General features: G+C 46.2%; 31 protein-coding genes and 1 tRNA gene. 16 read left to right on the top strand and 16 right to left on the bottom strand.

Annotated features, from left to right (window positions below):
• Window position 1 precedes the first annotated feature (1 nt).
• Entirely contained in the window at window positions 2-916 is a 915-nt protein-coding gene (locus KJS63_RS03360; RefSeq protein WP_213617935.1) for an ROK family protein, read from the bottom strand.
• Between the two features lie 106 nt (window positions 917-1022).
• Between KJS63_RS03360 and KJS63_RS03355 the strand changes: the two genes are divergently transcribed.
• The 3 genes from KJS63_RS03355 (at window position 1023) to KJS63_RS03345 (ending at window position 4360) form a co-directional block, all read left to right on the top strand.
• Complete coding sequence (locus KJS63_RS03355) at window positions 1023-2045, top strand: LacI family DNA-binding transcriptional regulator (RefSeq protein ID WP_213617934.1); 1023 nt, start codon at window positions 1023-1025, stop codon at window positions 2043-2045.
• 147 nt (window positions 2046-2192) lie between these two features.
• Window positions 2193-2360 (top strand): hypothetical protein, encoded by a 168-nt coding sequence (locus KJS63_RS03350; RefSeq protein ID WP_213617933.1) that lies wholly within the window; start codon window positions 2193-2195, stop codon window positions 2358-2360.
• A 182-nt stretch (window positions 2361-2542) separates the two neighbouring features.
• Window positions 2543-4360 carry an APC family permease gene (locus tag KJS63_RS03345; RefSeq protein WP_213617932.1) on the top strand — a complete coding sequence of 606 codons (1818 nt, stop codon included), beginning with the start codon at window positions 2543-2545 and terminating at the stop codon, window positions 4358-4360.
• Between the two features lie 2 nt (window positions 4361-4362).
• Here KJS63_RS03345 and KJS63_RS03340 read toward each other — a convergent pair whose 3' ends face one another.
• A complete protein-coding gene (locus KJS63_RS03340; RefSeq protein WP_213617931.1) occupies window positions 4363-4569 on the bottom strand; it encodes a hypothetical protein in 207 nt (68 codons plus the stop codon).
• Window positions 4570-5073: 504 nt separating this feature from the next.
• Here KJS63_RS03340 and KJS63_RS03335 point away from each other — a divergent pair.
• The 4 genes from KJS63_RS03335 (at window position 5074) to KJS63_RS03320 (ending at window position 8282) form a co-directional block, all read left to right on the top strand.
• Window positions 5074-5691, top strand: coding sequence for a helix-turn-helix transcriptional regulator (locus tag KJS63_RS03335; RefSeq protein ID WP_068616660.1), 618 nt, complete (start codon window positions 5074-5076; stop codon window positions 5689-5691).
• A 13-nt stretch (window positions 5692-5704) separates the two neighbouring features.
• Window positions 5705-6508: a pyruvate, water dikinase regulatory protein gene (locus KJS63_RS03330; protein WP_068616661.1), complete on the top strand. Its 804-nt coding sequence runs from the start codon at window positions 5705-5707 to the stop codon at window positions 6506-6508.
• A gap of 28 nt (window positions 6509-6536) precedes the next feature.
• The gene (glpX, locus tag KJS63_RS03325; RefSeq protein ID WP_213617930.1) at window positions 6537-7511 is read left to right on the top strand and encodes a class II fructose-bisphosphatase; all 975 of its coding nucleotides are present in this window, start codon (window positions 6537-6539) and stop codon (window positions 7509-7511) included.
• A 186-nt stretch (window positions 7512-7697) separates the two neighbouring features.
• Entirely contained in the window at window positions 7698-8282 is a 585-nt protein-coding gene (locus KJS63_RS03320) for an LOG family protein (RefSeq protein ID WP_213617929.1), read from the top strand.
• Between the two features lie 191 nt (window positions 8283-8473).
• Here the strand turns inward: KJS63_RS03320 and KJS63_RS03315 are convergent, their stop codons facing one another.
• A complete protein-coding gene (locus tag KJS63_RS03315; protein ID WP_213617928.1) occupies window positions 8474-8995 on the bottom strand; it encodes a DoxX family protein in 522 nt (173 codons plus the stop codon).
• 263 nt (window positions 8996-9258) lie between these two features.
• Here KJS63_RS03315 and KJS63_RS03310 point away from each other — a divergent pair, with 263 nt between their 5' ends.
• Together KJS63_RS03310 and KJS63_RS03305 are read left to right on the top strand one after the other, a co-directional pair.
• Window positions 9259-9729, top strand: coding sequence for a general stress protein (locus tag KJS63_RS03310; protein ID WP_213617927.1), 471 nt, complete (start codon window positions 9259-9261; stop codon window positions 9727-9729).
• 87 nt (window positions 9730-9816) lie between these two features.
• Complete coding sequence (locus KJS63_RS03305) at window positions 9817-10776, top strand: 3'-5' exoribonuclease YhaM family protein (RefSeq protein WP_213617926.1); 960 nt, start codon at window positions 9817-9819, stop codon at window positions 10774-10776.
• 185 nt (window positions 10777-10961) lie between these two features.
• On the opposite strand, the gene KJS63_RS03300 is transcribed toward KJS63_RS03305, so the two are convergent.
• The 3 genes from KJS63_RS03300 to KJS63_RS03290 form a co-directional block, all read right to left on the bottom strand.
• Window positions 10962-11153, bottom strand: coding sequence for a hypothetical protein (locus KJS63_RS03300; protein ID WP_213617925.1), 192 nt, complete (start codon window positions 11151-11153; stop codon window positions 10962-10964).
• Between the two features lie 99 nt (window positions 11154-11252).
• Window positions 11253-12380, bottom strand: coding sequence for an HD domain-containing phosphohydrolase (locus tag KJS63_RS03295; RefSeq protein ID WP_244862474.1), 1128 nt, complete (start codon window positions 12378-12380; stop codon window positions 11253-11255).
• Between the two features lie 113 nt (window positions 12381-12493).
• Window positions 12494-12964 (bottom strand): MarR family winged helix-turn-helix transcriptional regulator, encoded by a 471-nt coding sequence (locus KJS63_RS03290; RefSeq protein ID WP_068616674.1) that lies wholly within the window; start codon window positions 12962-12964, stop codon window positions 12494-12496.
• A 181-nt stretch (window positions 12965-13145) separates the two neighbouring features.
• Between KJS63_RS03290 and KJS63_RS03285 the strand changes: the two genes are divergently transcribed.
• The 4 genes from KJS63_RS03285 to KJS63_RS03270 are packed head-to-tail and all read left to right on the top strand — an operon-like array spanning window position 13146 to window position 16538.
• Window positions 13146-13784, top strand: a complete 639-nt coding sequence (locus tag KJS63_RS03285) for an HlyD family secretion protein (RefSeq protein WP_068616676.1) — start codon at window positions 13146-13148, stop codon at window positions 13782-13784.
• A gap of 45 nt (window positions 13785-13829) precedes the next feature.
• Window positions 13830-15470 carry a DHA2 family efflux MFS transporter permease subunit gene (locus KJS63_RS03280; protein WP_213617923.1) on the top strand — a complete coding sequence of 547 codons (1641 nt, stop codon included), beginning with the start codon at window positions 13830-13832 and terminating at the stop codon, window positions 15468-15470.
• Window positions 15471-15473: 3 nt separating this feature from the next.
• Window positions 15474-15998: an NAD(P)H-dependent oxidoreductase gene (locus tag KJS63_RS03275; RefSeq protein ID WP_213617922.1), complete on the top strand. Its 525-nt coding sequence runs from the start codon at window positions 15474-15476 to the stop codon at window positions 15996-15998.
• An 18-nt stretch (window positions 15999-16016) separates the two neighbouring features.
• Entirely contained in the window at window positions 16017-16538 is a 522-nt protein-coding gene (locus KJS63_RS03270; protein WP_213617921.1) for a hypothetical protein, read from the top strand.
• 370 nt (window positions 16539-16908) lie between these two features.
• On the opposite strand, the gene KJS63_RS03265 is transcribed toward KJS63_RS03270, so the two are convergent.
• From KJS63_RS03265 to KJS63_RS03230, 9 genes are all read right to left on the bottom strand, one after another.
• On the bottom strand, window positions 16909-17127 hold the full coding sequence (locus KJS63_RS03265) for a hypothetical protein (protein WP_068616684.1): 219 nt from the start codon (window positions 17125-17127) through the stop codon (window positions 16909-16911).
• A gap of 219 nt (window positions 17128-17346) precedes the next feature.
• Window positions 17347-17718, bottom strand: a complete 372-nt coding sequence (locus tag KJS63_RS03260) for a hypothetical protein (RefSeq protein ID WP_213617920.1) — start codon at window positions 17716-17718, stop codon at window positions 17347-17349.
• Between the two features lie 105 nt (window positions 17719-17823).
• Window positions 17824-17946 carry a DUF6199 family natural product biosynthesis protein gene (locus KJS63_RS26630; protein ID WP_483874607.1) on the bottom strand — a complete coding sequence of 41 codons (123 nt, stop codon included), beginning with the start codon at window positions 17944-17946 and terminating at the stop codon, window positions 17824-17826.
• 448 nt (window positions 17947-18394) lie between these two features.
• Window positions 18395-18730, bottom strand: coding sequence for a hypothetical protein (locus tag KJS63_RS03255; protein WP_213617919.1), 336 nt, complete (start codon window positions 18728-18730; stop codon window positions 18395-18397).
• A gap of 484 nt (window positions 18731-19214) precedes the next feature.
• Window positions 19215-19487 (bottom strand): hypothetical protein, encoded by a 273-nt coding sequence (locus tag KJS63_RS03250; protein WP_244862473.1) that lies wholly within the window; start codon window positions 19485-19487, stop codon window positions 19215-19217.
• A 73-nt stretch (window positions 19488-19560) separates the two neighbouring features.
• Window positions 19561-20886, bottom strand: a complete 1326-nt coding sequence (locus KJS63_RS03245; protein ID WP_213617918.1) for a copper amine oxidase N-terminal domain-containing protein — start codon at window positions 20884-20886, stop codon at window positions 19561-19563.
• Window positions 20887-21118: 232 nt separating this feature from the next.
• Complete coding sequence (locus KJS63_RS03240; protein WP_213617917.1) at window positions 21119-21559, bottom strand: tyrosine-type recombinase/integrase; 441 nt, start codon at window positions 21557-21559, stop codon at window positions 21119-21121.
• A complete protein-coding gene (locus tag KJS63_RS26545) occupies window positions 21486-21716 on the bottom strand; it encodes a site-specific integrase (protein ID WP_213617916.1) in 231 nt (76 codons plus the stop codon). Before KJS63_RS26545 ends, KJS63_RS03240 begins: the two co-directional genes overlap by 74 nt.
• Window positions 21717-21849: 133 nt before the next feature.
• Window positions 21850-21922 (bottom strand) — tRNA-Val (locus KJS63_RS03230).
• 122 nt (window positions 21923-22044) lie between these two features.
• Here KJS63_RS03230 and KJS63_RS03225 point away from each other — a divergent pair.
• From KJS63_RS03225 to KJS63_RS03215, 3 genes are all read left to right on the top strand, one after another.
• Window positions 22045-22242 carry a hypothetical protein gene (locus KJS63_RS03225; protein ID WP_213617915.1) on the top strand — a complete coding sequence of 66 codons (198 nt, stop codon included), beginning with the start codon at window positions 22045-22047 and terminating at the stop codon, window positions 22240-22242.
• Window positions 22243-22410: 168 nt separating this feature from the next.
• Complete coding sequence (locus KJS63_RS03220) at window positions 22411-22854, top strand: GNAT family N-acetyltransferase (protein ID WP_213617914.1); 444 nt, start codon at window positions 22411-22413, stop codon at window positions 22852-22854.
• 78 nt (window positions 22855-22932) lie between these two features.
• The gene (locus tag KJS63_RS03215; protein WP_213617913.1) at window positions 22933-23169 is read left to right on the top strand and encodes a DUF3892 domain-containing protein; all 237 of its coding nucleotides are present in this window, start codon (window positions 22933-22935) and stop codon (window positions 23167-23169) included.
• 295 nt (window positions 23170-23464) lie between these two features.
• Here the strand turns inward: KJS63_RS03215 and KJS63_RS03210 are convergent, their stop codons facing one another.
• Window positions 23465-24199, bottom strand: coding sequence for an MBL fold metallo-hydrolase (locus KJS63_RS03210; protein WP_213617912.1), 735 nt, complete (start codon window positions 24197-24199; stop codon window positions 23465-23467).
• Window positions 24200-24344 lie beyond the last annotated feature (145 nt).

Raw genomic sequence — 24344 nt, 5'->3', positions numbered from 1 at the left:
TTTAGTATTCAGTATGGACAAGGGCGGCTGCCCCGATAAGCCCGGCATCCTGCAGAAGTGCGGCAGGCACAATCGGCGTTTTGCGTCCGATAGGATTGAGCGCATGAGCTGAGACATAGCTCTGAACAGCTTGGAACAGGGGTTCGCCGACCTGGGACACGCCGCCGCCGATGACAATTTTCTGTGGATCCAGCGTGTTGATCAAGGTGACGCAGCCAATACCGATATAGCGGAATACTTGATCAACCAGCTCTCTCATCTGCGAATCACCGGCTGCGGCAAGGTCGAAGGCTTCCTTGGAAGATACCTTGCGACCGAGCTTCTCGCTGGCCTGCCTTGCCACCGCAGTGCCTGAGGCTATGTATTCCCAGCAGCCTCGCTGTCCACAGACACATTCACCGGCAGCGGGATCGATGACGAAATGGCCGACATCCCCTGCGTTTCCGCTGGCCCCTGTAATCAGCTTGCCGTGCATATAGAGGCCTGCCCCAATCCCTGTACTGATGGTGATGAATACGAAATGGTCCGCATCCTGGGCGGCTCCAAGCCATTTCTCTGCCAAGCAGGCTGCTGTGGCATCGTTCTCAAGCTTGACCGGGAACGGGAACAATCTGCTCATCTCCTGAACCAACGGAAAGTCATGCCAGCTTGGCAAATTCGGCGGAACTGTGAGCCGGCCGCTCCGGGTATCGAGCGGTCCTGGAGCGCCGATACCGACACCGCTGATGAGGGAAGTGTCAATTTGGCTTTCAGTAATGAGGGACATTGCCGAAGCGGCAATCCGCTCAACCATAACATATGGGCTCACAGCGGGATCTGTAGGAATGGAGGTTTTAGCTACGACTTCACCGGTATCGGTAATTAAGCCGATTGCAGATTTGGTGCCCCCAATGTCAATTCCAATCGCATACTTCAAGATAAGTCCTCCCTGATCTGTTTTACTTGACAAAACTTGACTTAAATTAAATAATGTAAAGTATGATTAAAGTCAGTGTATCATATTCGGAAGGGATTGCAAGAGGATGGCACGTGCCAAAAAAGTGTCCATGCAGGACATAGCGGATAAGCTGAACATATCCAAAAATGCGGTGTCACTTGCCCTTATGGACAAAAAAGGAGTAAGTGAAGAAATGCGGCACCGGATTATTCAAACAGCCAAGGAGCTGGGCTACGGACCGTATGGAAAGAAACAGCTTGAGCATCCGAACCTGCTGGTTGTCGTTCCCGACCGGATTACCAGGTACGATGATAATGACCACTTTCATTTCTACCATGATATGATCTGGGGATTGGAATCGAGCATCCGAAGAAAGGGATACAATGCCATTATTGTGCGGGTTGATGAGGCTATGGAGAAGAATCTGGTCCTGCCTGGTGTGTTCGAGGATATTTCTTATGCCGGAATCATCTTATTTGGCATTATGGACAAGCCCTATGCTGAGCGGATCTGGAAGCTGGACGCCCCCTTGGTCATGCTTGATTCCTATTACCGGGAGCTGCCCTGTCCGGCTGTAACCTCAGCCAATATCGAGGGGGGATATGAGGCCGTACATTATCTGATACAGTGCGGTCACAGCCGGATCGGGTTCATCGGGCCAGGCAATCTGACCACGAGTCATGAAGAGCGTGGTTACGGCTTTTGGAGAGCGATGAAAGACAGCGGCCTTGCGGTTAACCCCTCCTGGTGCTTGACTGAGTCAGAGGGCTTTGAGGCCACGCGGGATGAAATTGCCAGGTTTCTGGATAGGCATGAAGCCCTGCCGTCAGCTTTCTTTTGTGGAAACGACCGGATCGCCCTGCTGCTTGGAGAGCTGCTGCAGGAACGTGGAATACAGGTTCCCGGAGATGTGTCGATTATGGGGTTCGACGACTTGAACATGTCGGAAGCGGCACAGCCGCCATTGACCACTATGCGTGTAGATAAACAGGGAATGTGTGATTCCGCTGTGGATCTGCTGATGTCGGAGCTCAGCGGAACAAGACACGCGATTCGTTGGGGCATTCAGCCTAAGCTGATAGAGCGGCACACCGTGAGCAAACTGTAGGCAAGCAGCCGAAAACCGTATTACCGATTTATGATCAAAAATTTCATGTGCTTTATCGGATTGTACATGTTCTCTGGGCTTGAAGCGTGTTAAGGTATTAATGAACCTTTTAACAGAATTCTGGTATGGCGGGAGCTGCTGCTCATTGTGGCAAGCATTGTCGTGCTTGCTCCTGTACTTGAAATCAGTCATTTCAGCAGCTGGCCGTTTAGGCTGCTTATAATCTTTTGCTTTGCCAGTGCGCTTACGATCACATACCTTTCCAAGAAAGGCATGAAGGATGCTGGGTCTGATACGGTCCGTATCGGCTTATAGAAATACACCAAATAATCCCCTCCGGGTGCGGAGCGGGATTTATTTTTTTTCATTCCAAATATAGGGGGTAAAAAAATATTAGAAACAGTAATCTATATACTGGATTAATTCCAACGAACAATATACAATACGTTTTGTGTCTTTTTCCAAGAGACGCTAGACTCAGGTAAAGGAAGTTGAACATGGCAGGAAAATTTAAGCGCCTACTGATCGGAAGACCGATGAAATCCACGGAGATTGAGGGCGAGAAACTAAGTAAGCTGAAGGCACTGGCCATCTTGTCTTCTGATGCATTATCGTCGGTAGCTTACGGAACGGAGCAGATACTCATTGTATTAATGGCGGCTGGTTTTGCTGCCTTGTGGTATTCCATTCCCATCTCCATCGCGGTTCTTGGTCTGCTTACCATCCTGATTGTCTCCTACCGTCAGACCATCTTTGCTTATCCAGGCGGAGGCGGGGCTTATATTGTTGCCAAGGACAATCTCGGTTTATCTCCGAGCCTGCTTGCGGGGGGTTCGCTGCTGGTGGACTATATTCTAACCGTAGCGGTAAGCGCTTCGGCCGGAACCGATGCGATTACTTCGGCTTTTCCCGTGCTGCATGATCACCGGGTGCTGATTGCCCTGGTTATGATCCTGTTTCTGACCATTATGAATTTAAGAGGCGTGACGGAGTCAGCTTCCGTCCTTGCTATACCGATCTATCTGTTTGTTGTTGCGATTTATGTATTGATTATATGTGGAATTATCAATTATTTCTCTGGTGGCGCCCATGCCGCTGCGCCTGAATTCGGCAAAACCGTCTCAAATGTCAGCTTGTTCCTGCTGCTAAAGGCCTTCAGCTCGGGATGTTCAGCATTAACCGGGGTTGAAGCCATGTCCAACGCTATACCCAACTTTCGAAAACCCGCAGAGAAGAACGCAGCAGCAACACTCATGATGATGGGTATCCTGCTTGCGGGAATGTTCATCGGGATCAGCCTGCTGGCTTATTGGTATGGCATCAAACCAGCCGCAGAGGAGACGGTTGTATCCCAGATTGCAGAGACTACCTTTGGACGAGGAACCTTATACTATGTAATTCAGGGTGTTACAGCCGTAATTTTGATCCTGGCGGCCAACACTGCTTATTCAGCTTTCCCCCTGCTGGCATTTATGCTGGCGAAGGACAAATACATGCCCCATGCCTTCATGGTCAGAGGAGATCGTCTGGGCTTCTCAAACGGGATTATTTTCCTGAGTATACTGTCTGCCATCCTGATTATGGTGTTCCAGGGGGACACAGAGAATCTGATTCCACTGTATGCGGTAGGCGTGTTTATTCCCTTCACCTTGTCCCAACTGGGTATGATGCTCAGATGGATCAAGCTTAAGCCCAAAGGCTGGGTGGTTAAGCTGTTAATCAATACGATCGGGATGCTGACAACGCTGTCGATCACACTGATCTTTATATTTACCAAATTCAGTCAAATATGGGTCATATTTATCTTTCTGCCTTTGGTTGTATATATCTTTATGAGAATTAAGCTGCATTACGCCAACACGGCGGACCAGCTTCGCATTGACCTGTTCAATGAGAAGCCGATCGCTAAAGGGAACACCGTGATTATCCCGATAGCCGGGGTGACTAGGGTGGTGCTTAACACCGTAAGTTATGCAAAGACGCTCTCGGACAATGTGGTTGCCGTCTATGTCGGTTTTGATGACGAGTCGGTCCGGAAGATTGAACAGCGGTGGAATGAGTGGAATCCCGGCGTCCGTCTAATTATTCTAAAATCGCGTTACCGGAGCATACTTGGCCCTCTCCGGAAATTTATCGATACTGTGGAATGGAAGAAAGCAGAGAGTGATCATATTACAGTTCTTATTCCGCAGTTCATTACTAAGCATTGGTGGCAGAATCTGCTGCATAATCAGTCCAGCCTGATGATAAGAGCCTATCTTATTAACCGCAAAAATGTCGTGGTAGCAACCGTGCCATATCATATGGACCGTTAGGTTTAGGCGATTACCACATCTGATCCTCCTCCAATAATTACAGTTCTGTAGGCAACATAGACCCCGATTATAGCAGCTGCCAACACCAGGATTGCCGCGACCAGAGACCAGAAATCAAGCACACGGGATTCTGACTGGTTGCTTCTTCTTAGTGCAACAGCCGATTCTGTGCTGGTAGGCTGCTGCTGCTTGATACGGACCGGTTTCATATTGACCGACCTCCTTTATTAAATCAGGATAACCCCATAACGTATTGTATGATTCTAGGAAGCCGAAGGTTTGGGCATATTTAGGAAAATAGATTCGGCTAAAACGTGTAATAGCCGTATACGAAGCGCCATTGGGCGCTTTTTTTGTTGGTTAAAAAGCACAGTTAAATCTACTAGAAATACCGCCCATTTCATAGGTTAGCCGGTTCATTCGCGGCAAAATAGAATTTATTAGTGAACAGATTTCTGACGTACTGAACTGAACTGATCTGATTTAACCAACAAACCCCGAGCAATAGCAGCCTAAAGGACATTTCACCCGTATTTTTTTACCCGTAAAATCGTTTATTTAACTTACATTTTTTAAATAATGCGTTTTATTTATTGAAATTAGTTTATATATGACGTATTATATCTTCATTAAATGATCTCTAATAGGAGGAGGACATCAACACCAACATAATTGAAAAGCGAGGGATCTATATCGAACTGACATCCCGTCAACTGGAAATTATTGATATTGTCAAGAAACATGCGCCAATTACCGGGGAGCAGATCGCCGAAATGCTTAATTTAACCCGTCCGACGATTCGTTCCGACCTGTCGATCCTGGTGATGCTGGATTATATCGATGCAAAGCCAAAAGTCGGTTATTTCCTGGGAAAAAGGGGAGCCGCGGAACGCGAGAACAAAGTCCGCCTGCTGGATATGAAGGTAGGGGACCTGCATGGGGTCCCGGTTATTGTGCGTGAGACGACGACCATTCACGATGCTGTGGTAGCGTTGTTCCTGGAGAATGTCGGGAACCTGATTGTAACGGATGAAGAAGGGAAGCTTGCGGGTATTGTCTCCCGTAAGGATCTGCTGAAAGTGACTTTGGGGAATGCGGCAGCATCCTCGATGCCTGTAAGCCTAATTATGACCAGACTTCCCCAAGTGGTGACGATTTCACCCGAGGATTCTGTTCTCGAAGCGGCACAGAAGATTATTTCCTACCAAATTGACAGCCTGCCCGTCGTTGTTCCTGCACCGTCTGGTAAACCAGGCGAGTGGAACGTAGTCGGGCGAATCACCAAGACAAATATTATAAAAATGCTGCTGGATACAGTAGCAGAGGAATAGTGGGAGGAATGGGATGAATCATGCTGCGGCTCATTTCATAGCAATCTGTTCGGATTCGGTTGGGGAGACCGCTGAGGCGGTCGTACAGGCGACTCTCCGGCAGTTCGAACTGCCATCGGCAGAGATTAAGCGGTTCATGAATGTTCGTCATGAGGATGAACTCAGCCAGCTGATGGAGGAGGTGGCGGCCAGAGGCGGTTTTGTGGTCTACACGCTCGTACAGCCTGAACTGAGAGAGGTCATTAAGGAAGAGGCTGTTCGGCTTAATGTACGTGCTGTCGATATCATGGGCCCAATGATGCAGGCGTTCATTGATACGTTTAACGATTCGCCTAAGCGGACTCCAGGGCTGCTGCACCGGGTGGATGAGGACTATTTCCGCCGGGTGGAGGCGGTGGAATTCGCAGTGAAGAATGACGACGGCAAGGACGTCAGTGCGCTGCTGAAGGCGGATATCATTTTGCTTGGCGTATCGCGGATATCGAAGACTCCGCTGTCTATTTTTCTGGCACATAAAGGGAAGAAGGTTGTTAATTACCCGGTAGTACCGGAAATGCTCCCGCCAGCTCAGCTGAAGGAGGTCACTACCGGTAAAATCTTCGGTTTAACGATAGAAGCCGAACACTTGGTGAAGATACGCGCAGAACGGCTTAAGGCCATGGGACTTCCGGATGGTGTGCGGTATGCCTCTCTTGAGAGAGTGGAGGAGGAATTGCAGTATGCGCAATCCTTGTTCAATTCGCTGGGCTGCCCGGTTATTGATGTGACCGACAAGGCGATTGAGGAGACAGCGGGCTTGATTATGAAGTTTCTATAATTACTATAACTTGAGTGGAGGGAACAGTATGGAACGTCATTTAGCTATGGAATTGGTACGAATTACAGAATCCGCAGCACTTGAATCTGCAAGATGGACGGGCAGAGGGGATAAGAACAGCGCGGATGACGCGGCAACAAGAGCAATACGCAGCAAGTTCGATTCTGTGGCTCTGGACGGTACTGTTGTCATTGGGGAGGGCGAGATGGATGAGGCCCCTATGCTGTATATCGGAGAAAAGCTTGGCAATGGCCGCGGACCGCGGATGGACGTCGCTGTTGACCCGCTGGAGGGAACCGAGACCGTGGCGAACGGGCTTGATAACGCCATCTCGGTCATTGCTGCCGCACCGCAGGGGAATCTGCTGCACGCGCCAGACATCTATATGCAGAAGCTGGCTGTGGGTCCAAAGCTCGCGGGACAGCTCTCCCTGGACGATCCGATTGAGACCACACTACATAAGGCTTCGCGGATTCTGGGAAGGTCTTTGCCGGAGATGACGGTATCCATTCTGAACCGGGAACGTCATCGTGACTTGATAGCGGCGCTTAGGCAGTCCGGGGTGCGGATTAAGCTGCTTAGCCATGGAGATGTGATGGGGGCGATCGAAACGGCCATGGATAATGAAGTGGATATGTATGTTGGCTCGGGCGGCGCACCGGAAGGCGTCCTGGCGGCAGCGGCACTCAAATGCCTTGGTGGGGAGATGCAGGGGCGGCTGCTGCCTGAACAAGAAGAGGATCATCTTCGCTGCAAACGCATGGGAATGGATGATCCAGGGAAACTCTTAACCATGGAAGATATGGTTGGGAGCGGCAGCGTCATCTTTGTGGCTACGGGTGTGACTTCAGGAGACTTTCTGAACGGGGTGCGCTACCTTCCCGGGGATAAAGCTGAGACCCACTCTGTAGTTATGCATTCTGTTACTTCTACGATCAGCTATCTGCGGACAATCCATCATGATCCCAAACAGATAAGTACGCTTCAGGCAGCCGTGATTTAAAATTTAGATAATCGTCTTCACAGGTAGTTTGCTGTCTCAGCAGGGTGCCATGAATCATTCTAGGAAACTGCGGATTCTGCGAATTTGCTGTCAGTCACGTTTATTTCCATCAGCCCATTCATATAGTACAATATGAAATGGAAGAAAACGTAAAAGTGCTACAGGGATAAGGAGATGATCAGGAACATGAAAACCGTATGTGTCTTTGCCGGCTCCAACCCGGGCGTCAAGCCTGAATATCGGACTCAGGCCATTCAGCTGGGGAGTGTACTTGCAGACCGGGATATCCGGCTAGTGTACGGCGGTTCCCGGCTGGGTCTCATGGGAGAAGTGGCAAATGAGGTTCTGCTGCGTGGGGGTCATGTCATTGGAGTGATGCCGAGCGGGCTGTTCAGGGGAGAGATTGTCCATAGAGAGCTTTCCGAGCTGATTGAAGTAGAGAGCATGCATGAGCGGAAGGCGAAGATGGGCGAGATTGCTGACGGGTTCATAGCGCTGCCTGGGGGTCTTGGAACGTTCGAGGAACTGTTCGAGGTGCTGTGTTGGGCACAGATTGGTATTCACGCCAAGCCTATAGGACTCTTAAATATTAACGGTTATTACGATCCGCTTATTGAACTAATCAAACATAGTGTGAAGGAAGGCTTCTCGAATGAGTCACATTTAAGTCTCATCCGGATTTCTGATGATCCTGAAGCGCTTCTGGACCAAATGAGCGAGTATCAGCCTCAGGAGCTGGGATCTAAGTGGACTCAATTGATTAGTGAATAAGCTTTAAAATCAATTCAGCCTTCAGGTCTTTATCGGCCTGAAGGCTGAATCGCGTTTCCTTATGACTTTTGTTATGCCAGAAGACTTATAACAAGCAGTTCGTACAGCACTAAAGGCAGAATCGTGTTGTTGTAATAAAAGCTTCCAAGTCCCCCCATTATATACATCCGCCTACAAGAAGGTTCCTTGGCTTACTGCTTTTCTACCAGCGTCTGTGCAGGTATGGTACTCACATGAGTATTCTTGGTGCGGCTGCGCAGGGAAGGCAGGATGAAGCGGTCAAATCCGATCTTGGCCGCATTGGCGCCGGCCGCCAGAATGAGCACTTCCAGAATCAGCATCTGCGCGTTGGTGCTGACCGTTCCGGAGAAGAGATAGGCCGTATTCATAACCGCACCCATCAATGCCGCGAAGGTAGTAAAAGTGCCTAAAATCAAACCCAAACCGACAAGGAATTCACCGAAGGGCACCAGAATGTTTATAAAGCCTACACCTGGAAGAGCTCCATGCTGTAGAAAGGCCGACCACCATCCCTGAACTGCTGGATGCTCACCGGTGCTTTTACTGATAGCCCCTTTCAAAAATCCAGATGCGTCAAAACCACCGCTAATCTTGCCGTAACCTGCCGTCACCCACTGATAACCGAGATAAATGCGAATTATGGTGAGACACCACATAGCGGCCGCATTGGACCTGAGCCATTCAATAAACATTAATTTCCTCCTTCATCGAATTTAAATTTTGTTGTTTCCTATTGTTACACTTGGCGGTTTTATCAATCCTCTCTAAGCTTATTGGTATAGGGTATAAACTCATTATAGATGGTAATTTTTATCAAATATATAAGATATAAGTATCAGTTGTGGGACCTGCAGACTTATTAATTATTGATATAACTTCTCGTTCTTTGGGAGCAATGTTTTACTCAAAAAGACTGTGGGGTAATACTCTGTAAGTAACCGGGGAGGTAGCGAAAATGGCAAAATTGCTAATAGGAATATTCTCGACCACACAGGATGCTTCCATCGTCATCGACGAATTGTATAAAACGGGATACTCCGATAAAGAGGTATCCGTACTGTCCCGAAAGCTTAAGCAAATGAATAAAATAAGCGAGAGTACGGGGATAGGGAAGCCGATGACCGGCAACGCGGGCAACAGCGTATTTGGTATGCTAAAGAATATGGTTGCCAACATTGAGGATGATCCTAAAGAGGTTGTGGCAGCAGGGCCTGCAGCGCGGAAGATGGCTGGGACCGAGATTGGAAAAGGGACAGATGATTTCATCGTGCCTCTGATGAGTGCGGGAGTTCCCAAGGAGGATGCACAGCAGTATGAAGCCCATCTGCTTAAAGGGCATGTTCTTGTCATGGTGGAGTGCGAGCCGCATGAAGCGGACAGGGTTGCTAATATTTTTAAAGCTCATCATGTGGTAGGAATCGAGTAGAAATGGTAGATTTATAGAAGTCTAGCAACCTAGACTTAAATCTCGGGCAGAAGCATTCTATTTATACTTTATTACAGGAGTTGTCAGATGAAACAAGTTAAGGCGTTTGTTGACGGGGAAGAGATCATAGGCTTCTATTTGCTCAAATCAGCTAGTATCAAACAAACCAATGGGACGGTCCCCAAGGATTACCTTGATCTGATCTTGGCTGATCCCACAGGTGAGATTACCGCGAAGCTGTGGGATGCTTCAGTGACGGACAAAGAGACATTTTTTGCCCCTATGCTGGTTAAGGTGAAGGGTCTTGTACATACGTACAGGGATAAGCTGCAGTTCAAGGTTATGCAAATGCGTCCGGCCGCGCCGGATGACGGGCATCATATTACCGATTTTATTCGTTCAGCGCCCGTTCCTCCGAATGATCTGCTCTATACGATCACCTGTGCCGCAGCCAGTATTCAGGATGAAGAGCTGCGCTCTATTGTGGATCATTGCATCCGCAAAGTAGGGGATAAGCTGCTTCATTATCCCGCGGCGAAGGGAATGCACCACAACTTCTATGCCGGGCTTGCTTATCATATGGTCCGCATGCTAGAGCTGGCGGAATTTATCGTTGTTCAGCGTCCGTTCCTAAACCGGGATCTGCTGATCGCAGGGATTATCCTCCACGACATTGCCAAGACAGAGGAACTCACGGCAGAGCTTGGCATTGTCTCGGAGTACAGCTTCACGGGCAAACTGATCGGACATATTTCCCTAGCCGTGAACTGGATCATTGAAGCGGCGCTCTTGAAAGGAATTGACACGGGCTCTGAGAAGCTGGTGATGCTGCAGCATTTAATTCTATCCCATCATAATCTCGGGGAGTGGGGAAGCCCTGTACAGCCGCAGCTGCCTGAAGCGATTGCGCTCCATCTGATTGACCAGCTTGATGCCAAGATGCAGGCTGCTGAGGATGCGCTCGATACGATGGCTGAGGCGGGAGGTTGGACCCCTCCGATCAGGGCTCTGGAGAATAAGCCACTATACCGTCGCAAGGACAGCTAACTATGGAGGCTCTCGCTTGCCGATAATCTTCTGAAGAGCATGGAGTAGACGAAAATAGTAAAGCGCCAGTCCCGGGATCCTTGGACTGGCGCTTTTTGCTTGCAATTTTTCCAAAGCTGTTCCTCTACTTCAAGATTACTTGCTTATGAGACGACCTCTTGTTTTATGTGTGCGCCTCCATAAATCTACACGAGCTGTGTATCGTCGTTGTTGTCGTTGGTTTCCTTTTTGCTTGGGGACTTGTCTGAATTCCCCTCCAGATTATCCATAATGGCACCAACCACATCCTCAAGACCGTCTGTGGGGGCTGGCCGGTTTGGATCAACGTCAGGCACTTCGTCAAAACCTGGCTTTCGGTTCTCATTCGTCTGGTTCATGACCCGTGTCATCTCCTTCCTATAGATTCCCTTATAGAATCTTCCGGATACAACCGGTATATGTAAGGATAACCCGATCATCTAGAATTGAATCGTCTTTTAACGCAGGTTCACATCGGAATAGCTTGACCGAATCTGAAGGATGGCCGGAAGTTGGTCCATGAACACATCAACCACGCGGGGATCGAAATGTTTGCCGCGTTCAGACTCGATATACTTAAGAATATCCTCAAGTGGCCAAGCCTCCTTGTAAATCCGGTGGCTGCCCAGCGCATCGAATACGTCTGCTATTGCAGTAATTCGCCCATAAATGTGAATCTGTTCCCCCTGAAGACCTCTAGGATAACCGGTACCATCCCACTTCTCATGGTGCTGGTAGGCCACAATAGCCGCCGCCTGCAGAATAGGGCGGGAAGACTTCCGGAGCAGGTTGTAGCCAATCTCAGCGTGCGTCTTCATAATCTCATACTCTTCTTCAGTCAGCTTGCCAGGATTGTTGAGAATATCATCGGGAATGGCAACCTTGCCGATATCATGCATAGGAGAAGCCATGCGCAGTATTTCAGAATCATGAAAAGATAGGCCAAGCCCGCGGGCAATGACGCTGGAATACTCGGCCACACGTTTAACGTGATTTCCGGTTTCTTTGGAACGGCTTTCTCCAATTTCGCCCATCGTAAATATAATTTCTTTCTGGGTTTCCTCAATTTCGTGGCTTAGCAGCGCAGACTCCAGACATTTACCGGAATAGGAAGCGGCGAGGGTCAAGTATTCCAAGTCCTGTTTGGTGAAGGCTCCGTCGTTCGAGTTTTTGTTGACCGCCTGGAAGCAGCCCATGATCTTCCCGTCATTGCTGCGAAACGGTATAACGATCAGCGCTTTGGTTGTGTAACCGGTTAACAGATCGGTACGCAGCGCCCCTGTTGAGAGTACCTCCTTATACTGTTCATTTGTGTAGGCGTCATTAATGAAAACTGACTCGCCTGTGGAGATGGAATGGCCCACTAATCCGGCATCCAGGGGGATTCTCAATTCACCGACTTCATGGGCCACCCGGGTCCATAACTCTTCATGAACGCGGTCAATCAGCCAGACTGTACAGCGGTCCGCATCAATCATGTCCCGGCCCATATCGGCCATGAGAGTGAGCACCGTATCCAAGTTGCGCTCATTGGTAATTCTGGTTGTATATTCAAAGATGATCTTAAGCAGATGTTCAGGTTTCATATTCACCATATCTCCTCTGTATTTCTCTACTTAAGTACATTTCCCCACCAAAGCGGGAAGTTCCTCCTAAAATCACAAAAAAAGCCCCTTTATCAGGGGCTTTGGTTGGATTTTTATTTAGGTCCTTCGGTCAGTCTTTCTTCAATCCGCTGTTCGATCTTCTTAAGAATGCCCATAAATTCGGTACGCTCCTCAGACGATAGGACCCCGAGCAGATCGGCCGCATAGTAATTGCGAAAATCAATAATTTTCTTAGCCAGGCATTTTCCTTCCTCACTAAGGGATAACCACACAATCCTGCGGTCGTCGTTGCTTCTTACCCGGATGACATAACCCTCGGATTCGAGCTGGTTCAGCATAATAGTAGTAGCCCCCGAGGAAAGGTTAAGCTGTCTTGAAATATTAACCACCATAGACCGCTCTTCACGGTAAATAATCATCAGCATGCGCGCCTTGGTATTATTGAGCCGGTCATCTCTTTTCTTATATTGCTGGTCGTACAGCTTGTTCCTATAGCGGTATAAGGTCTCCATGAAATGTTCCATTGTCTCCACTTCTTTAATAACCATCTTGCCGGATTCCATATTCTTGATTGCCCCCTGTCAAACTGCCTACCTTCTATACGTAACAGCCTATGCAATGTTTCATGATTTTTTTGAAAATAAGGATTGTGCATTCATTCATTCTATGCTAAAGTATCTTTATTTCCAAATTACTTTATTGTAAAGTAATTATAACACAAATTTTTGGAGGGAGTTCGAGAGAATTATGAAAGGTCGTCTTATTTTAACCAATATTATAGGGATCGTAGTACTTGCCGCGTTAATTATGGGTGGTGCTTATTTCTATTACCAAAGCGTTACCTACATCAAAACCGAGGATGCCCGTGTAGCTGCCGATATCGTTCCTGTATCTGCTCCAGCCACCGGTGTGATATCCGGATGGAATCAGAAAGAGGGTTCTGTCGTTAGTGAAAAAGCAACGCTTGGTCAAGTTGCCAGCGGTACTACCAATGTCAATGTAACGGCTCCAATGGGAGGAACCTTAATTAAGAATCAGGCTCGCAACGGTCAGCTTGTTCAAGCTGGTACTCCACTTGGTCAAATTGTGGATATGAAGAATCTCTATGTTGTTGCGAATGTGGATGAAGACCAAATTAAAGACATCGATGTAGGTTCCAAAGTGGATGTAGTGGTAGACGGTGATCCAGGCACCAAAATCCAAGGGAGTGTGGAACAGATCGGTTATGCCACCAACTCCGTATTCTCGCTTATGCCAACCAGCAATACTAGCGGCAGCTACACCAAAGTCACTCAAAAAGTGCAAATCAAAGTGTCGATCAGTAACTATTCCAAAAATGTACTGCCTGGGATGAACGCTGAAATCGTCATTACTAAGAAATAGGGAACCATTCGCAGAGGTACTTGATCTGCAGAAAGGAGATAGACGATGGCGACCAACCAACAACTAGACAAACCGGCCAGCGGCGGCTTCAGACAGCATTTGCCGCTGCTCGTTGTGCTTATGATCGGTTTGTTCTTGGCAATATTGAATCAAACCCTGCTTAATGTGGCGCTGCCACATATTACGAACGAATATGGAATCACCACCAATACAGCCCAGTGGCTGCTTACAGGCTACATGCTCGTTAATGGTGTGCTTATCCCGCTTTCCGCCTTCCTGATTGAACGGTTCGGAGTCAGACTGCTGTTTCTGGCGGCAATGTTCTGCTTCACGCTTGGAGCCTTAATCTGCGGGATTGCCGGAAGCTTCTCTATGCTGTTAATCGGACGGCTTATTCAAGCGGTCGGAGGCGGGGTACTGTCTCCTCTGGTCATGAGTGTTATCCTGTTTATTTTCCCTCCCGAAATGCGGGGGAAAGGGATGGGGATCTTTGGGCTTGCGATGATGTTCGCCCCGGCGATCGGGCCGACTCTTTCCGGGTGGGTCGTTCAGAACTATGACTGGCACCTTCTGTTCTCATCGATGATTCCGTTTGGAATTATCGTACTCATTATTGCTTTCTTCAAAATGCGTAATATCGAGCAGCCGAAGATCATTAAACTTGACTACATGGGCACGTTGTCCTCCTTGGCCGGTGTAGGCTTGCTTCTGTACGGGCTTAGCGAAGCCGGCACCAAGGGATGGGGCGATACTGAGGTACTGACCTGCATCATCATTGGGGCAGTGCTTGTAGCCTTCTTTGTAATTTGGGAAATACGGACCGATAAGCCGCTGCTGAACATGGGTGTGTTTCGGTTCGGTATTTTCTCCCTGTCCAATGTTATTAATATTTTTGTTACTGCCAGTATGTATGCGGGGATGCTGCTGATTCCCATTTACTTGCAGAACCTGCGTGGCATTACGCCGCTGGATTCAGGTCTTCTGATGCTGCCGGGGGCACTCGTTATGCTAATCATGTCCCCGATTTCGGGTATATTATTTGATAAGGTGGGCCCTCGTCCGCTAGCCATTCTTGGTATGGTCATTACAACTGTGACCACGTACCAATTCACGAAGCTTACATTGGATACCTCTTACAGCTACATTCTGATCCTGTATATGATCCGTTACTTCGGCATGTCCTTCCTGATGATGCCGATTATGACGGCAGGGATGAACCAGCTGCCAAGGGATTTGAATAAGCATGGTACGGCCATGTCCAACACGCTTAGACAGGTCAGCGGTTCGATTGGTACGAGTGTTATCACAACGATCTTTACGACCCGTTCAACGTTCCACGGTGCTGCGATGACAGACCGTATGGATACAACGAATCCTACGTTTATGCAGTCCTTTGGTGAGCTGGTTAATAGGATTGCGACAGAGTTGCATATTCCGTTAGCTCAGGCCAAGACTCAGGCCGTGACCATGTTAGCTGGTCAAGTCAAATTGGAGTCCACTGTGCAGGGAATTAATGACGCATTCTACTGGGCGACCATCATTTCCGTGGCGGGTCTGGTGCTCAGCTTCTTCCTTCGTGATGTAAGAAAAGACAAAGACCGTCTTGCGAAGAAAAAGCTGAAGAACGGAGAAATGCTTATGCTTCCAGCACCTAAAGAAACCCTTGCCAGTGAAAGGGGAGTTTAATTCATGAATATTTACATTGTGTATGACTCAGAAGGCGGCCATACGAAGGCGCTTGCCCAGGCGATTGCGGATGGGGCAGCCCGTGTAAGTGGGGCTAACGTTCATCTTCATTCGGTGGATGAAGCCGACGTTTACGAGCTGGCTGGGATGGATGCCATTATCTGGGGATGTCCCGGACACTTTGGCACCATCAGCGCAGGACTCAAGCATTGGATTGATAAGCTGGGATACCTGTGGGCCGAAGGACGGTTGATTAATAAAATAGGCGCGGTATTCTGTACAACCGCTACCGAGCATGGGGGACTTGAGGCCACGCTGCTTAACCTCCTGACCCCAATGCTGCACCACGGGATGATCATTGCCGGACTGCCCGGCAATATCCCGGATAATGCTACTTACGGATCCTATTACGGAGTAGGCGTATCCTGTCCGATTGATAGTACTGAGGTGCTGAGTGACAAGGGAAGACAGCTGGGCCTTGCACTTGGAGAACGGGTTGCCGGATTGACTGCCCAATTTGTGAAGTAGCATAAGGAGGGGAAAGTCATGACGATCATTATTACATGTGCGGTTATAGCTATTATTATTATTGCGGTTCTTGTTTCGATCAATATTCGCAGCGGATCGGCTGTACCTAAGCAATCTGGCGCACCAGAAGAAGCGGTAGCGAACACGGGCGTTCCAGCATCAGTATCAGTGCCGGAGACTGGGATGGAGACGAAGACAGGGACGGAGACGGTACAGGCACCTGAGCCTGCACCTAGGGTTTCATCTGTTCATCACGAAGAAGCTGCTCCGGCTGTACAAGATCAAGCTGTTGGCGAGAGAATAGAGCAGTCTTATGCGGATATTCCAACAGAGGAGACTCTCTCTGCGAAGAAGCAGGAAAGAAAGCTGAATGAGCCTAATTCACCTTCGGCTGACGAGGACTTTCGTGCAGCGATCAGACGGCTGCAGGAATCCCCGGCCCCGAAGCCTGCAGCTTCCCAGGATAGGGAGAAGATCGCCGACGACGCTTACCGGCAGGCGCTGCGCTCTTTTATGGAAAAGGCAAAAACAGAGAAATAGAAAAAAGTGGTGCCTACAAAGGCATCACTTTTTTTGAGGACAATAATTCTGCCAATCCGGGACGTGAGCAGATAAGCTTTGTTAGGCTCAGAGTCGCTCTCGACCATCAAACCGTATCTAATATACCCTAATAGACCTGTAAAAAAATCCCATCCAGAGCAACTCTTTTATTCTTATCCTACGTGAAGGAAGAAGAGTCGTTCCAGTGGGATTTCTTTGTTGTCTGCAATGTCTAATTTCAAGCAGTTTGTCCCCCAAAGTCAGTTGCGTTAGAAGCCACCATCTGCGGAATAACCCGCTTTATGTAAAATTATTATAATGTTTGCTGCGGGTCATGAGTAATCCTCTAATAAGTATTTACGTTCGGGGATTAGGCCTTAAAAGGGATGATCCGGGTGACATGCTGGATCTCTTCCAGGTCTACTTTAACGGCTCCATCAACTGTTCTAAGCTGAACCTCGTTCGATTTCTTGGTCCATTTCGGTGTTCCCGACATCAAGTCGCCGTTCGTCAGCTTAATTACAACTTCATGTTCAAGTGTCACGGCCATTTTCAATTCAATCAAGTCTACACAAGTCTCGTTATTCATATCATTACGCCCCCAGTGTTAATAGAATAAGTGCTTCTACTATTACTTTCGGCCGAAGAGACTATTATCCTGATAGCAATTTTAAAATCACGACTTTTTACCTAATCCGCTGCATGTGAATCTAGCAATTGAACCTTCTTTATATAAGTTATGAGCGGTACGAGAGAATTATACGTTATGTTCAGAAAATATAGTAGAACCTCAGGGGCAGCCTTGTTCTTAAGATCCGGGTGATTTCTCAAGGGCAACCCTTAAGGCCAGCACCGCCATAACGACTGCAACGGGGGTAAATATATATTTCTCCAAGCTGTTAAATGAAGCCAGGTTGCCTGCTATGTTCAGAACCAGATAAGCGAACATAAGCCAACAGCCGATGCCTGCTGCTTTTCTCCATTTTCCAGGACTGATATACCCGGCCTTCAAAGATACAATGCCAATGAAAAGAAGGGTTGTGACAAGCGCGACGATTTCAAAAATATAAAGGGACGCCTGGCCTTTTATCTGCCCTCCCCATACCATACTTTGAGGGACTAATCCGGCGAGAATCAAAATGTGCAGCACAAGCATGATTAAATTTAAAATAATGAGCATTTTGCTGGCCAGGCCAGCGCTAATGAGCTTTTGTATTAAGACTCCTCCTTAAACTTATTTATGATACTTCTGCTCAGAAAGGGGCCCCACCGTGATTGTGCCGATCTAAAGAAGGTAGAAGAATCCAATGATCATAAATAGAATTCCGATGGTTGTTATCACCGCCCCGCTAAACTGTGTGAACCTGATGTAGGCATCACTGGGTTCAAATTTCCTTTTACCTTCCAACGTTCATCTAAGTACCAAATTACAGGCGGCTTCAAGATGGCAAGAACGCCTAAAGCGAGAAAAAACCACGCCGAGCAGAAACAGCATATGATTATCTCCTTTGTTTACAATACGAAGGGTAAAGGTAAATAGTTCCGTGTGTGTGGTTGCCGTTGAAGAGACATTAGCATTACTACAAAATGATGTTTAATATAGAATCTGAGGAGGGTTAAATAATGAAGAAAAAACTAATATTAAGCATTTTTTCTTTATTCCTGTCTCAATAACAGCCAGAGTTCAGGCGAAAGAGCCTGGCGCTTTTACGGGTAAACCTATATATGGGAGGGGGTTAGTATTCATCCGCGTTCATAATCAGTAACCACTATTCAATTATTTCATTAATTTTTATTATAAGCTGGTCAATCAAAAAAATGTAAAGTGGTCGCTAAAATTTCCTGTGATTGGTGGTCTAAATCATACTCTTTACCTGACTCCTCTGCCATGAATAAACAGATGGATCATTAACTAAAGTTGCCTTCAATTGAATATATCCGATAGCCTCACCTGACACAATACAGGATGTTCCCGTTTGATTGGTTATCTTTGCAAATGTCGTTGTACCTGTCTTGTTATCTGCATAAATAGCTCGGGTCACACCTTTGATTAAATCATCTGTTTGTGTGATTGAATCTTTTGCACAGGTTAAAGCAGCCGTTCCTGGCTTGCTGAAGTCATCAATTCCAGTTAATTTCCATGCCTGACCATTTAGCAGGAACCTAGCAACTAATTTAAGGTTAGAATCCATTTTTAAGTTACTGCAATTTACAGTAATCTCCCCATCTGCCAGTGTTAGTACCTTACCAGTTGTAATACCTAGATTTGTTATATTAATATAGCAATCCAGAGTGTAGAATCTACTATCTGAATTAACAACGATACGATGGGGAAGAAGGCGCATGATACCCTTGTATTTGTTGTAGCGTTTTTCATTTACTTCTGAAATTATTAGATACTTTTTTCTGTCATAAAAACAATATCACCACGGTTAAATGGTGATAGGGAAGTAAGGCGGCGATCATCATAGTTTTGTTCAAGATTCGCATTAGTGAAAAAGCCCGTATTATGCTGTCATTAATTAAAACATCATTACCCAATTGATCGAGCAGGAAAGTAAAATCGTCTGTATTGTTTTGAAAAAGATATTTCATAACGTCACCCCCTTAACGATGAAACAACATAAATGTATTAGAGGATTCCGATTGATATTGTCATGGTGCGGATTTTGCGTTCTAGTTGGTTAATTCTATTCTGGATTGATTCGGTTTAAAGTCAGAAACAGAAATATCATCCTCTTTATACGACTTCATCAGTAAGGGATTATTTGCAACACTGTTCAAAATAGATAATGCCGCTGAATAAATTTTACGTTTATCACCTATTGAGGAAACACCATACTCTGTTGCAGGATTTGTTATTCCTTCTTCTGCTAGGGAAATGGATAGTTCATTGGGAGAGAATGTAATTCCCTTCGTTTCAAGTTGCAGACGTTCTATATATTTCATTTAGATTTTTCCTTTATGTGTGATTATAGGCAAAGAAATAACCTACCCGAAGGTAGGTCATTTAGAAAAACATTTAGTATGTAGAAATTGATTGCAAGACATCATTCACAAAGAATAAGTATTTATTACCGCCAATAGATCGTTCGTATACCCACATATCACTAGTTCCCCATGAAAAGATATCCTTACTGTGACGGTCATATATTCCCCAAGATAAGTAAACCATATCAGAAGTCATCCCAACACTTATAGTCATATCCTCTATTTGCTTCCAATCATGTTGTGAATATTTGTATTGTTTGTATGGACTAACTGTGTAAAATACGAATTTGAAATCAGATTGCTCTATATTTACTTTGTAGGTTTTTCCCTTATGAACAAAATAAACATTCAACACATTTCCGTCATCTATTTTTCTTTCTACTTTTGTTATCATAACTTGGGCAAGATTTTTAACCTGCTCATCCACAGATTTACCGGATAAATTTTTTACTACAACCTGTGGATTGTGTATCCAGGCTGTTTTGCCATAATAACTTTTATAGGATTCATAGAGATCATTGACCGGAACTGTGAGTTTAGCGGTATCAGATAACAGAGTTACTGATTTTATATAAGTTGAATCGTAGCCATATTCACCCTTATTAACTGTAACGGTCACATTAAAGAGATCTTTTAACAATTGCAACGGAACCATTAATTTACCATCAATGATTTGTGGAGCAACTGCATACGAACTCTTAGCGTTATTGATCTTTATGTATTTGGAATTAAGTTTTGAGTTGATTGTAGTGTCACTATACTTAAATGTAATATCCTTTGTTTTGTTATTTAATTGAATACTTCCACCTAAGTTTTTGAAAACTTGTGCTGCTGGAAGCATTGTATTATATTTTATAATCACCCCAGTATCTTTAATGCTGATTGATTTAACTTTAGAATTATCTGCATTAGTAGGTTCTTTTTTCCATGGTGTTAGGTTTAAACTTCCTTGTTCAAAATTCTGTAGAGAGATAGATGAATCATCGGCGTTATAAGTGGTTTTGCCAACCGCATATACGTTATCATTGTATATTACCAGAATGTAACATACGCTAGCACCTAAATAATCACCCCAATTGGATTGAGCAAGCATGTTCATAACCCTTTTCTTATCGTCAACTGACATTCCTTTAAACAATTCGTATTCTGCTTGCGATGTTAAAGTAATAAGTATCGCACCTTCATCATATTCAAGACCGGATGAGGAAGCAAAGTATCCATCCATTGTTTTAATCGATACATTTTCAATTAAACTACTAGTTGTTGATAGTTCATAAATTGACGAAGCGTTAGTCCTCACAGACAAAGTACCGCTAGCCACAAAAATTAACACTAACAAAATCAGTATTTTCTTCACTTCTAATTCCTCCAGTTGGTTTTTATATATATTACCACCAACATCCACATAGGTATATAGAATTACAAAACATATAGATTGTGGTCTAACTGAACTATTACTTGTTAAAATGTTCATTTATATATTTACACACAATGCAAATATTTGATGTGTATCTAACCGTAAACTCCGTATGGTCGCTCGTAGTCCTGTTTTAAAAAGGAGCGAAGTAGCTCGCAAAATAGTTTGTATTCTAAAATTCCATCTTTAACTTGTCGGTCATTGGGATACTGCTGGCAACTCTTTTCTTACCAGTTACAGTTATGACTTGATTGTTAAGATCAACATCCATCCAGCGTAAGTTAACCGCTTCACCAAGTCTACACGCCGAACCAAGGAAGAAGATGATTAGAAAATAATCACGATAGGCGTAAAGCGTTTTATCACGGTGCTTTAAGCGTTTGTAATAGTTAAGCATCTGCTTAATCTGTTCATCTGAAAATACTTCAATTTTGATTTCCTCTTTGGCATAGGGGATTTTTTTCGTTGGGTTTGTTTTAGGAGTGAACAGATCTATTTCATATTCAAAGTAGTTAAAGAAGATTTTTAGGATGTGAAGTTTACTGTTTACAGTGTACAGTGGTTGAATTGTTTTTGCGATTCTTGCCACAATGAACAAGATAATTTTTGACAAGGGAAGCAGTGCAGTCCTCAAGATTTACTATTTCATTCTGAACACAAAATTGATGGAATTCTTCAAGGGCTGCCAGGTAACTGGTGATAGTACGAGGGGAAAGGTTACGATACTCACGGTCATTCCTGAACTCATTTAAAGCGAATTTTAACAACATAAAAATACCACCGTTCTATTGTTAATTGAAACAATAGAATAGTGGTATCCTTAGTTGAAATAGTGTTTTCGATTGACCACCATTTATTTGAATGGTTAAAATCAGCCGAAAACCCTTGTTTTATAAGGAAGTATGATCTGCAGTGGGCTCGAACCACTGACCCCCACCCTGTCAAGATGGTGCTCTCCCAGCTGAGCTAGCAGATCAAAAAAATAATGTAAGTAAATAATATCTTAGCAGGCTAGAAAGCACCTGTCAATGGGGGGGGAATATAACTTTGGCTGATTGGTTAAGCTAGGGAATTATTACTACCCTGGAGGGCTGCTCTATGTGGAAGATGGCTAGGTTCATCTGCAAAATAAGCCTTGGTGCTTTAATGATTACTACGCTGTTGGCAGGCTGTGGCTTGGAGCCATTATTTGAAATTGGCAAGCCGGGAGCCTCGCTGTTCCCTGTCCCGGATACTCCCGTATCCGAGGACGTCTACAATCCCTCAGTGTTGGAGGAGGTTTATTCCTCGGATTGAGGTTGCTCAATAGCCTCTGCCATGCAGCAAGCTATGGAAATGATTCTGTCCGAATTGAGCCAGGGAGCCTTCGCAGAGCTTCCTGGTTATTTTGCTGTAACTGAATTTTTGTTATAATGGTCCAATTACGACTTAATTGCAATTACATATTAAGAAGAGGTGACTGAATTGGCTGCCATCATCATACCGGTACATACCGAAGAGCAGTTGAACCATGGACTTGATATCCGGAAGGAAGTATTCGTTCAGGAGCAGCAGGTTCCTGAGGACCTGGAGATCGACGAGTACGATGTGATTGGCCCTGAGTCCCATCATGTACTGATTGAAGAGGAGGGCCGCTACGCAGCGACAGGACGGATTACGTATTATAAAGATAATGCCGCCAAGCTTCAGCGGATTGCTGTACGCAAGGACTTCCGTTCCAAGGGAATTGGGCGGGTTCTGATGCTGGCATTGGAGCAGATGGCCAGGGATCTTGGCTTTGATAAGGCAGTGCTTGATGCCCAGTGTCAGGCTGAGCCGTTCTATGCCAAGCTTGGCTATCACACCGTTTCCACGGAGACATTCTATGATGCGGGAATTCTTCATGTGCGGATGGAGAAGAAGCTGTAATATTTCGGCGGAAATCCGGTGATCCTATCATATGCAAGACTACAAAGACAATGATTGCAGAAGGGAGATCGGTTTATCATGCCTGAATCAGCAAGAGAAGTGTTTGTAGCCGTACAAAGAAACGGAGATGGGGACCTGACCTCGTTCAAAACTTCGAGCGGACGGGTGCTGAATTATGAAGAGGCACTGAGGGAAGTCCAGGCGGGAGCCATTGCCGGAGTAAACGCGTTTAAGGGCAAAGACGGCGGGACTTACCTGCGTGGAGATGCCGATGGCGATCCTACGAACAACCTCGATGCCCTGCCAACCTTCTAATAGGATAATAGCAACAACTCAAAGAGGCTGTCCTTATGGGCAGCCTCTTTGTTGTGTTCGTACATCCCGCCTCGGGAGTGAGCAGTTTAACTTGGATTATGTATTGCTATCACCCCGTAAGCTAATCTGATGGGCCTGTATAAGCCGCAACTGCAGGTCCCTGATATGCCTAAGAGGAGCTTCCATCCCTCTTGAAGGAGCAGTTAGCTCCTCTCCTCCTCGCGTGCCAAGCTGCCAACACGCTCCGCTAGAAGCTCACCGCAGATTATTGGCGGCTTAAGGCAAGGCCTTATATCTATAAATCATAGACCTCGTGCTGACGCAGGAACTCCATGCTGCCCGTCCTCCCAATAAACTCTTCCATAACATCATCGTAGTGCATGAGGCTGATCCGTGACTGGATTTCAGGCGGGAGAGACAACAGCTCATCCAGGGTGGTATGCACATAACCGGTGCCGATCAGCTGCACTTCATGGAGAATTTTCCTGCAGGACCGGCGGGTAACCAGATCCTCAAGAAGCTCCGGCTGGAAGCGCATATCCGCGCTATAGAAAATCTCGCCATTCAGATAAAGTGAATAGCTGTTTTTTCCTTCAATGTGCGGGGTCTTAATAATTTCAACCTGCAGCGCCTCGTCAATCGTCGTGGTGGTCCCTTCCCGAAGTGGTCTGACCTCAAAAGCGTCCTCCAGCCGCTCAATACCGTCCTGGGATAGCCCACCCTTTAGCGTATACTCCCAAATCGGCCCGACAAGGGATTCTGCAATATAAAGAACAGGCTTCCTCTGGTAGATATACTTCATCTGAAATGCGTACTCCTCAAGCCCGCCAACATGATCCGCATGAATATGCGTAATCAGGACGGCATCGATGTCCGCCCAGGTCTTGCCAAGCTGATACAAGGAGGCTGGTGCCGTAACACCACAATCGATAAGCAGGGTATGTGAACCTGTGTAGAGCAGGGCGTTATTGTTGTAATACTTTTTGGCAAAAGCACCGCCTGTACCAAGCATCTGTATCCTTAGTCCCATAGGCATCTCCTTTATACTGATCTCTTCCCATACTTTAACATGGGAGCAGGGATTAAACCAAGCCGCCAAAAGAAGTTCTTCTTCAAAATAGGACCGCAACTTGGACGATTTTCCTAAGTATAACTATACAGGCAACAAGATATGG

Origin of the sequence: Paenibacillus sp. J22TS3 (assembly GCF_018403205.1) — a bacterium.
Taxonomy (GTDB): Bacteria; Bacillota; Bacilli; order Paenibacillales; family Paenibacillaceae; genus Fontibacillus; species Fontibacillus tuaregi.
This window is presented reverse-complemented; position numbering and strand designations above follow the sequence as displayed.